This is a genomic window from Spirulina sp. 06S082 (assembly GCF_034932145.1).
GTDB lineage: Bacteria > Cyanobacteriota > Cyanobacteriia > Cyanobacteriales > Spirulinaceae > CCY15215.
In genome coordinates this window covers 1-9,533 of record NZ_JAYGHV010000314.1, presented here as the reverse complement: position 1 = coordinate 9,533, position 9,533 = coordinate 1, and the positions used below count along the sequence as shown (strand labels likewise).

Here is a 9,533-nt window from a genome sequence, read left to right as displayed (position 1 = left end):
CACCTTTCCTATTAATGAATCCCGCGATCGGGACTGAAACGCACCGGAAACCCAGCAAGAGGGAAGGCCAAGCGAACTTTCCTATTAATGAATCCCGCGATCGGGACTGAAACATTGCGATTCCCGTTCAGCCGGGGGATGCCGCCGCCTTTCCTATTAATGAATCCCGCGATCGGGACTGAAACGCTTGTTCGGCGTTTAACCCCCCTCGCAACAATTCTTTCCTATTAATGAATCCCGCGATCGGGACTGAAACTAAAATTAAATCCTGAAGGAGATTTGATTCAGGCTTTCCTATTAATGAATCCCGCGATCGGGACTGAAACAAGCGTTTGTTCTGACTCATGGAAAGTACAGCAGACTTTCCTATTAATGAATCCCGCGATCGGGACTGAAACATTACCCATAGCGTCGCGGAAGTCAGAAAGAGTTAATCTTTACCTTTCAGCCCCCTTGTCACCCCTCAAGGTTGAGTACAAACATTGTGGCGATGCTTCCCATACAAGTGCGGAATCCTCGCCACTTTTGTTGAATATTTGCTCCGCTTCTTTCCCTCCAGCGACTCAAAAATAACAAAAATGCCAGAGTCTTCAAGGGACAGAGGCATTTTGTTAGAAAGGATGAAATTAAAAAGTGTAAAAGGCGATCGCGGCATTAACAGATTACCCGATGCAGGTTACTCGAGATATTTCTCTAACGTATTGGCCAGAGTTGTCTTAGGAACCGCACCAACAACCATATCAACTCGTTGTCCGCCTTTAAAAATCATCAAGGTAGGAATACTGCGAATTCCGTACTGACTAGCAATGTCCGGGTTTTCGTCAGTGTTTAGCTTGACAACTTTAACTTGTCCTTCGTATTGATTGGCGATTTCTTCAACAACGGGGGCCACCATTCGACATGGACCGCACCAAGGAGCCCAGAAATCTACGAGAACGGGAACGTTGCTTTCTAGGACTTCTTGTTTAAAAGTACTGTCTGAAACTTCTGCTGGCATAGGGTGAAATTCCTCTAGCTATCAAATATTTATACTATCCTAGGCGATCTTACCATAGTCGCAACTCTCAGGGAATTTCAGAGCAATAAAGGATTAATGATACGGGATTATTATTTTTCTCGGCCATTAATCTCAAACGCTGAAGGCGAAAATGCCTGATAAGAAAGCACCCGAACGAAGTTCGGGCGCATTAGTGGTGTGAGGAGTGAACGGAAACATTCGTCTCCGCTTTCTCTATTGTAGGCTACTGCTTTGGTTTTTCCAGAGCATATTTAGGCAAAATGAAGATTTGTTGAACATTTCTCATCAATTCGTAATTTTACCGTCTATCTTGCCAGCTAAGGCATTTGCGGAAATTTGGGGCGATCGCGACGGGCGATACATGACGGCTGCAAACCCCCCCATCTCGTCCCGTCGGAAGGAAATTAAGTCCCCCTGAAAGGACATTCCCAGCACTTTCATCCCCGCTTTAACGCCGATGGAATTATCCCCCATCTTTTCTGTGGGAACAACTTGCAATTCTGTTAGTTCGGCTACTGAAACGTCTTTGAGGGCTTCCTGAATTTGCTCCATAATACTTTGTTGCAAATCGGGACTTTCTTTTAAGAGTTGTAAACTTGCATCAAAATAGGGGACATCGGCGATCTCTCCCGTAAACCCAAAAACAACTTCTAAGCTACTGGGATGATAGAAAATAAAGAATTTTTGCGGATCGACACCCCCTTGGCGAAATTGGTTGCTAATAGTCAGCAATTGTTGGGAAAGTTGGTCGGAAAGTTGGGGAGGAAGTTCTCGAAAACCCGAGGGTAAATCCTCTAATTCCAAAAGACCAGGAGTGAATTGGGAGGCTTGACTTTCTTGATTTTCGGCAATTTGTACGGGAGGGTCGGCTTGCACGGGAACAGAGATACTTCCCCCCAGGATGGCGATCGCGCCGAACACGAGTAATATTTTTTTCATGATTTTCTTGTTCATTGTTTATTGTTCTTTGATAATTGTTCTTTGCTGGCGCATAGCAAACCAAATCGAATCAACCCGCGCTGATATCCCCGACGCATTAACCCGAGAGAAAGTGCTGCTTGCAGAGTACCCCAACCCGAATTTAACAAACCCAGAAGGGAACTCGCCTCGAAAGTAGAGTCAATCACCCGGTCCCAAAAGGGTGCAACGGCGATGGACCAATCATCGGTACGAATATTTTGCAATCCGCATTGCTTGGCGATCGCGGCATATTCGGGCAGGGAAATGACATAAGGCAAGCAATAAACGCGGTAAATTTCCTCTAGATGTCGTTTTTCGTCGGCGGTAAGTTCCCCGGCCAGAGAATTTAAGGGACGATGGCACCATGTCGCTAAAATAAAGGTGCCTCCCGGTTTCAGGACGCGGTAACACTCTTGCAGAAATTGGCTTTTATCCGGCATATGTTCCCCGCTTTCTAATGACCAAATCAGGTCGAAGGAATTGCTCTCAAAGGGGGTTTCTAAGGCATTGGCGACGTGAAATTCTGGTTTTGGGTTTAAATTGGCGGCTTCGGCTCTTTCTGTGGCTCGGTTGGCTTGTACGGGACTGAGGGTAATTCCGGTAGCGCGGGCGTTATATTTTTGTGCTAAATAGAGGGTACTGCCTCCAATGCCACAACCGACATCGAGAATATTTTGGGGGTGTTGAATATTGCCCCAGTTGAGTAATTCTTCGATTAATTCAATCTGTGCTTGTCGTCGATTGGTTCTATAATTGCCCGATCGCCCATAATATCCGTGGTGCATATGCTCGCCCCAAATCTCTTCCCAGAGTCCGCTTGAGGCATCATAAAATTGGGCAATTTGTTCGTTTAAAGTTGAAGCAGTCATAAATAAAAAGGACTTACGCATTTACCATAGCAAGAGAATACAGTAGTGGGAGCGTCTCGCTCCCTAGCTGCGTAAGTCCTAATAAAATTTTCTACCAAATGTATCCGAAATCGATGAGTCAGGATTTGTTGTTGGGTAAGATACTCCATTCCCCGTTATCAACTATCAACTATCAACTATCAACTACTAAATGAGTATATTCTTTCACGAACAATTATACCGATCGCCAGAACTAATGGCAAAAATTGCTGAGTTTCCCGTGACGATTTGCGGGGCTGGGGCATTGGGGGCAAATTTAACAGAGAATTTAGCGCGATCGGGGTTTTCGCAATTAACAATTATCGATCGCGATCGCATTGAAGAACGCAATTTATCGACGCAGCCCTATTATAAATCGGATGTGGGAGCATATAAAGCTAAGATTTTAACCAATACGCTTTATCGTGCCTTGGGGGTTGCGGTCAATGAAAAATCGAAGGAATTAACCCCTGAAAATTGTTCGCAATTGCTGGGTAATGCTCATTTAGTTATCGATACTTTTGATAATAGTTCATCTCGTCAAGCGGTTAAAGACTATTGCCAAAAAAATAATCTTGCTTGTCTTCATGTTGGACTCTCTAGAGATTATGCTGAGGTTATCTGGAATGACAAATATCGCGTTCCTTCTGCTATAAATGACGATATTTGCGATTATCCCTTAGCACGTAATTTAGTTTTACTAGCGGTGGCGATCGCCAGTGAAGTCATTATCAAATTTGTATCCCTAGGAGAACAAGACAGTCATACCCTGACACTAGGGGATTTTGCTGTTAAACCTTTTATTGCTTAATTTATTTTTTGGAAAAATCATGCTAGAACGTTTATTCTTTTGGTTTGTTACTTCTTTGAAAGCATTAATGCGGAGTCATTTTATTGCTTGGAATCTTTTTCTCGCTTTCATTCCTTTTGCTTTAAGTCTTTGGCTATTTAAAAGTGAAAAGCCTCGTTCCTGGTTATGGTGGTTGGGGTTATTAACTTTCGTTGCTTTTCTGCCTAATGCGCCCTATGTTTTAACGGATACGGTTCATTTAATTAATTTTATTCGTAACGGGTATTCAATTTGGATCGTGACTCTGGTTTTGATTCCTCAATATACTCTCTTTTTGGGTGCTGGATTTGGCGCTTATGTTTTATCTTTAATCAATTTAGGGGATTATTTAAAACAAGAAGGAAAATCAAGATTTATTTTTCCCTGTGAATTAATGCTCCATTTTCTCTCTGCTGTCGGGATATTTTTAGGACGATTTCAGCGTTTTAACAGTTGGGACTTTGTGACAAAGCCTATCGATGTTTTTCACACGGGTATTGTTAATTTTTACGATCCCATGAATGTTTTAGTTATTGGCATCACTTTTATTGTTTTAACGATGCTTTATTGGCTGGGTAAACAATTGGCGATCGGTTTAAAGTTGAGATTTCAGCAAACTAAAGAAATACGATCTTAGCATTTAGAATATTTTTATGTAGGAAACCTTAGCATTCCGCGATCGCAGAATCTGTAGGGACGTTGCATGAAACGTCCCTACTAACCCGATTAAGGTGTTGTAAAAGAAGGAAAATATGTTGTCGTCTACGGGAACCGTAGTATGTTTCAGTCCCCTAAAAGGGGATTAGTTGTAAAAGTGGTTCGTTCCTGAAAATGAGCAATTAACTCCCCCGTTTCAGTCCCCTAAAAGGGGATTAGTTGTAAAAGCAGGCACGCCAATCCGAACTCCCACAGGAGGTGTGGTTTCAGTCCCCTAAAAGGGGATTAGTTGTAAAAGCGACCTCCAGGCATTCCTGAGGGGGGTGCTAGGCGTTTCAGTCCCCTAAAAGGGGATTAGTTGTAAAAGTTCTTGATGGAGTGGCCACAGGCCTTAGGAATTTATGTTTCAGTCCCCTAAAAGGGGATTAGTTGTAAAAGGGACCACTTCTGGAAGCCTTACACTAAGCCTATCCTAGCAGCCGATTTTGTGGCAGTCAAGCCCGCACCCAATTATTGAGACAGATTCGCAATTAAAAACCAGTATAAAATTCCTCTAACCCTTGCTAGAAAAGGAGTTTGTGGCAGTCAACGAAAGAATAGGGGTTTCAGCGATTTACAATTTGCCACAACCGTTTATTTAACTCAACTTGCTAGTTATTGATTCGATCCCCCCCAGCCCCCCTTGATAAGGGGGGAGAATCCGGAAGTCCCCATCGTTGAAAAAGCGAAGCATCCTCTGGCTTTCCCCCTTTTTAAGGGGGACGGGAGGGGGATTTAAGGGGGATTTAGGGGGATCGAAACGTATCCTATTTGTAACTAGCAACTCGGGTTATTTAAAATAATCTAAATTTTACGTCGCAACACCAGACCGAATCCGTCCGAATCAATGGTTAGCCTTATCCCGCTTCCCTAAATTCCCCATTTCTTGCTATCGTAACAATCATTTAAAGAAATTGATTCTTCCTTTATCCCCCATCTCCCCACCTTCCGCAATTCTCTAAATGCTTGATATCGAACGGAGTCCAAACAAACTACAACCTTCCTCATTGTCTCAATGGCTCTATCAAGCGATTCAAGAGCCAGGAGTTCGGCTGCGAATTCGCCTGCGAGGGAATAATCTCCACATTCTTTGCGAGGGCTCCCAAACACCGGAACAGGAGCTTTTAAAGACTCGTCTCGTTAGCGCCCTCAAAACCAAAGCAGTGAGTTTTCAGCGCTTTTTTCGCAATACAGAAGACCCAATCTATAAAATTGTCCTCTACGGTAGAAGCATTGGCAAACAGCGCCCAGATTGGATTGAATCGATTGTTTTAGATCGCATACAGACCCCCCCTCCTGCTGCCGATTCCCAACTCCCAACCCCCGACTCCCCCACTCCCCCAGCACTCCCCATTTCCAATGAAGACTTAGCACGGGGTGGAACTCCCGAGGCGATCGCCCGCTATCTCAGCGAATCCCTTTCTCATCTCGGTGTCGCGGTTAAAGTGCTGATCCAAAAACTTCCCGATGATGGCGATCGCTTTTCTTTCAAGCGCCTCTGGGTTATTTGTAGCTGTCACTATAGTCCCGATGCCTCTCTGATTGCCGAACCTATTGCCCAGCAGTTGCGAGATTTAGAACTGGAAGGGTTTAAGGAAGCGATTATTCGCGCCCAAGTCCAAGGGGAAGAAACCCCAGATTGGATGCTACAAGTCGATCTGACCCGCAGATCGGTAATGTTGCGAGAATGGGCGCGATGGGGGGATATTCAATCGATTGAATGCTTGCTGGAAAATTGCTTTCAGCATCGGGATATTCGCATTAACACAGTACTCAAAGACAAGACACTACATATCTTTTCCAGTTGGCGAGAAGATTTACCCGCTTCAGAAGTAGCCCCTGCGCGAGAGGAAGTGGTTAGCGCGATCGCGCCTCTTCTCCAAGAATTATCACCCCAAGGGATCGAAACCGCAGAAATTTACGGATTGAAAACGCCGGAATCAGAGGATTTTATCCCGGAAGATGCAGCGCTTTTAAACTTGGAGGAATTCCCCGATCGCCCCATTTGGGTGCATTGGTTGGAATTACCTGCCGCAAAGGACCCACAATTAGCCCTCTCTACTCTCCTTCTCGCCCAACAAAAACATCCTGAAGCCTTAAATTTCTTGTTGCAACGCTTACTCAACCCCGATGTAGAAGGGCGTTTGGCCACGGGAGGCATTCGCATCAAACTCTGTTTTAAGGATCGCTTACTGCATATTATGACCGAGGCGGTGGTTTGTCCGCGCCAAACCCTCGTGGCTCCTAAAATTGAAGAATTACTGGAAAAGTTGAAAATTGACGATCTCGCAGGAGCCAGAATTTACGGACGGCGATCGGGGCAGTCTTCTCCTCTCTGGAGTTATGGTATTGATTTTGAAGAGGCCAAACGTTTCCAGGCAGGAACATGGCAGCAAACCAAACCCTCCTCCAACCCCTCCTCCAAACCCCTATTTTTCCCCGTTTCTCCCCCTCCGGATGGTTCTGTGGTTGCGGACGCTTCTCCAGCCTCTGTTGCGCCTCTACAAGGATGGCAAGTTTGGCGATCGCGCTTGCAGACAATTTTCAATGCAACGCAGTTTTTTGCACCTCTTCCTTCTCAAGAAGCAAAATCTTCCCTCACACAAACCCCCGTCTCTTATCCCTCCAAGACCAGTTTTCCGGCTGCTTTAACCTGGCTGGCGATCGGCTGTTTTCTCGCCATACAGATTGATTGGGGTTTAATGCGCTGGTTAACGCAGCACAATGCAATCTCGGGGGCGATCGCTAATGTTGAAGAATTTGGCGATCGGGGTGGGGGTTTGGAGGGTTTGGAGGAGGGTTTGGAGACCAAACCCCTACCCGGTTTGGAGACCAAACCTAACGAATCTGAAGAAAAGGAAGCTCAAAAGGCAGCGATGCTTGCTGTTGCGCGACTGTCGAGTTCATCCTTTAACAATACGCTATTAGACGAAAAACTGGCTTTATATCGAGAACGAGTCAAGCGATGGGGTGCGCCGGATATTCTAATTGTCGGGAGTTCTCGGGCGTTGCGCGGTATCGATCCAACGGTGTTACAAAAGGAAATAGGGAAGAGGGAATTAGGCAACGGGGAAGAGGCAACGGGCAACAGTGAAGACAGCCCACCAATACCTGGCGATCGCATCGATATTTTTAACTTCGGGATTAATGGAGCGACGGCACAAGTAGTACATCTGCTACTGGCACAGATTTTAAATGCGGAGGAACTTCCTAAACGTATTATTTGGGCAGATGGTGCGAGGGCGTTTAATAGCGGTAGACAAGACTTAACTTATGAGGCGATCGCCAGTTCTCGAGGGTTTCGCCAATTAAAACAGGGGAAATTTCCCGGTTCGGAAACGCCGATGGAAGAATCCTGGGAATTTTCTCTCGCTAATCTCAGTGAGAACTTAACAACAGGTTATCAAGATATCAATCATTGGTTTGGGGAAGCATTGGGAGAATTTTCTGGAGTCTATGCCCAACGCGATCGCCTCAAAGATGCCTTAAGCATCCAATTTACTGCCCGCATTCCTTCTGTAGAAGATTTAAACCTTGACCTAGATATATGGGAAACAACCCCCTCTGTTTTCGCCCGAGAACCGATTGACACCGATGGTTTTCTCCCGCTTTCTGTCCGTTTCGATCCAGAAACTTATTATTTATCCCATCCCAAAGTTGCTGGAATCCACGATCGCGACTACAGTTCTTTTAATATACTTGGCAGTCAATACGATGCGTTTCATAAGTTAATGTCTTATCTGGCAAACCAACAAGTTCAAGTGGTTTTTGTTAATCTTCCCCTCACCCATGAATATTTACAAGACCCAGTTCGCAGTAAATACGAAGAAAAATTTCAAGAACAAATGCAAATTGCCACAGAACAATACAATTTTGATTTTCTCAATCTAGCGCAGCGCTGGCAAACTGACTATGATTATTTTTCCGATCCCAGCCATCTTAACCGTTACGGTGCTTATCAAGTTTCCGTCTTCCTCGCCCGAGAGAGTATTTTTGACGATCTATAATTGTAATTATGAACTTATTAGATCCACTTTATGGCGTATTTTTATTAACTTTAGTTTGGATTTATTGGTACTATGGTCGATTTCGTCCTGCGGTTAAACTAGATTTTTCCCAAGCTGCATCAGGTTCTCAATTGTCTGGCGATCGCCCTTCAGAATCGACCCAAGATATACGCCTTTGGATTCTTTGCTTTGCTAGTTTAATCTTCTATAGTTTACTCCAAATTGAATATATTCCCTTTCTTCTCTTAATGACCTTTCTTAATTTTCAATTGGGCAAAATTATGGAAGTGCGATCGCGGGGAAGTTTTCAGCCGCAATATTCTCGACTTTCCAATCAAGAATGGGAAGAAATGCAGCAAGTTTGGAATAACCGCGCCACCCAACTACTTATTTTTGGCGTGGGACTCAATGTGATTTTATTATTAGGTTTTAAATACCTCCCTTTTTTGCTCGATACGATTGCAATGGTACTTAACTTTCCTGTTGCCAGCCAAAGTGCAGATTGGATTGGCGATCGCCTCATTGCACCCCTCGGAATTTCCTTTTTTACCTTTGAATGTATTGCCTATCTTATTGATATTTATCGCGGTGCGCCAGCCACCAAAAGTTTTCTCAAATTTGCCAGCTATAAACTCTTTTTTCCCAAACTAATTTCTGGACCCATCACCCGCTTTCATCAATTCATCAATCAGTTTAGAGAAATCAAATATCCCTCTCCAGAACAGTTTTCAGAAGGAGCATGGTTGATGGCTCAAGGAGCAGTTAAAAAGGCATTAATTGCCGATCGCTTAGGCATTTTTGTCGATCTCTGTTTTGGCAGTTTAGAACGAGCAGGAAGTGGCGATCTCTGGTTAGCTGTTTTAACTTATGGCTTACAACTTTACTTTGATTTTAGCGGCTATGTAGACATTGCTCGAGGAAGTGCCATGTTTCTCGGCTTTAATCTACCGCAAAACTTTGATTTTCCTTATTTTACCACAAGTATTGCCAGCTTTTGGCGCAGATGGCATATTACCCTCGGAGATTGGTTGCGAAACTATTTATATTTTCCTCTCGGTGGTTCGAGAAAGAGTTTAAAACGAACTTGTTTGAATCTTTTTCTCATTATGTTGGTTGCAGGAATTTGGCACGGTGCA

7 protein-coding genes and 2 CRISPR repeat arrays are annotated in these 9,533 nt (G+C 44.3%); of the genes, 4 read left to right on the top strand and 3 right to left on the bottom strand.

Annotation, left to right across the window (positions count from 1 at the left end):
* Positions 1–3 precede the first annotated feature (3 nt).
* A CRISPR array of direct repeats spans positions 4–398; the repeat unit is 37 nt; unit sequence CTTTCCTATTAATGAATCCCGCGATCGGGACTGAAAC.
* Positions 399–676: 278 nt separating this feature from the next.
* The 3 genes from trxA to VB714_RS19820 all read right to left on the bottom strand — a co-directional run bounded on the left by trxA (position 677) and on the right by VB714_RS19820 (position 2,847).
* Positions 677–997 carry a thioredoxin gene (gene trxA, locus VB714_RS19830; RefSeq protein ID WP_323226399.1) on the bottom strand — a complete coding sequence of 107 codons (321 nt, stop codon included), beginning with the start codon at positions 995–997 and terminating at the stop codon, positions 677–679.
* A gap of 306 nt (positions 998–1,303) precedes the next feature.
* Positions 1,304–1,972, bottom strand: coding sequence for a hypothetical protein (locus VB714_RS19825; protein WP_323226398.1), 669 nt, complete (start codon positions 1,970–1,972; stop codon positions 1,304–1,306).
* Positions 1,969–2,847: a methyltransferase domain-containing protein gene (locus VB714_RS19820; RefSeq protein ID WP_323226397.1), complete on the bottom strand. Its 879-nt coding sequence runs from the start codon at positions 2,845–2,847 to the stop codon at positions 1,969–1,971. The genes VB714_RS19825 and VB714_RS19820 overlap by 4 nt, the downstream gene beginning before the upstream one ends.
* Positions 2,848–3,037: 190 nt before the next feature.
* On the opposite strand from VB714_RS19820, the gene VB714_RS19815 reads away from it, so the two are divergent.
* From VB714_RS19815 to VB714_RS19800, 4 genes are all read left to right on the top strand, one after another.
* Positions 3,038–3,676 carry a ThiF family adenylyltransferase gene (locus VB714_RS19815; RefSeq protein WP_323226396.1) on the top strand — a complete coding sequence of 213 codons (639 nt, stop codon included), beginning with the start codon at positions 3,038–3,040 and terminating at the stop codon, positions 3,674–3,676.
* Positions 3,677–3,695: 19 nt separating this feature from the next.
* Positions 3,696–4,331, top strand: coding sequence for a DUF1361 domain-containing protein (locus VB714_RS19810; RefSeq protein WP_323226395.1), 636 nt, complete (start codon positions 3,696–3,698; stop codon positions 4,329–4,331).
* 143 nt (positions 4,332–4,474) lie between these two features.
* A CRISPR array of direct repeats spans positions 4,475–4,789; the repeat unit is 35 nt; unit sequence GTTTCAGTCCCCTAAAAGGGGATTAGTTGTAAAAG.
* Between the two features lie 563 nt (positions 4,790–5,352).
* The gene (locus VB714_RS19805) at positions 5,353–8,397 is read left to right on the top strand and encodes a hypothetical protein (RefSeq protein ID WP_323226394.1); all 3,045 of its coding nucleotides are present in this window, start codon (positions 5,353–5,355) and stop codon (positions 8,395–8,397) included.
* 8 nt (positions 8,398–8,405) lie between these two features.
* Positions 8,406–9,533: MBOAT family O-acyltransferase (locus VB714_RS19800; RefSeq protein ID WP_323226393.1), on the top strand; the 1,128-nt coding region annotated here is incomplete at its 3' end.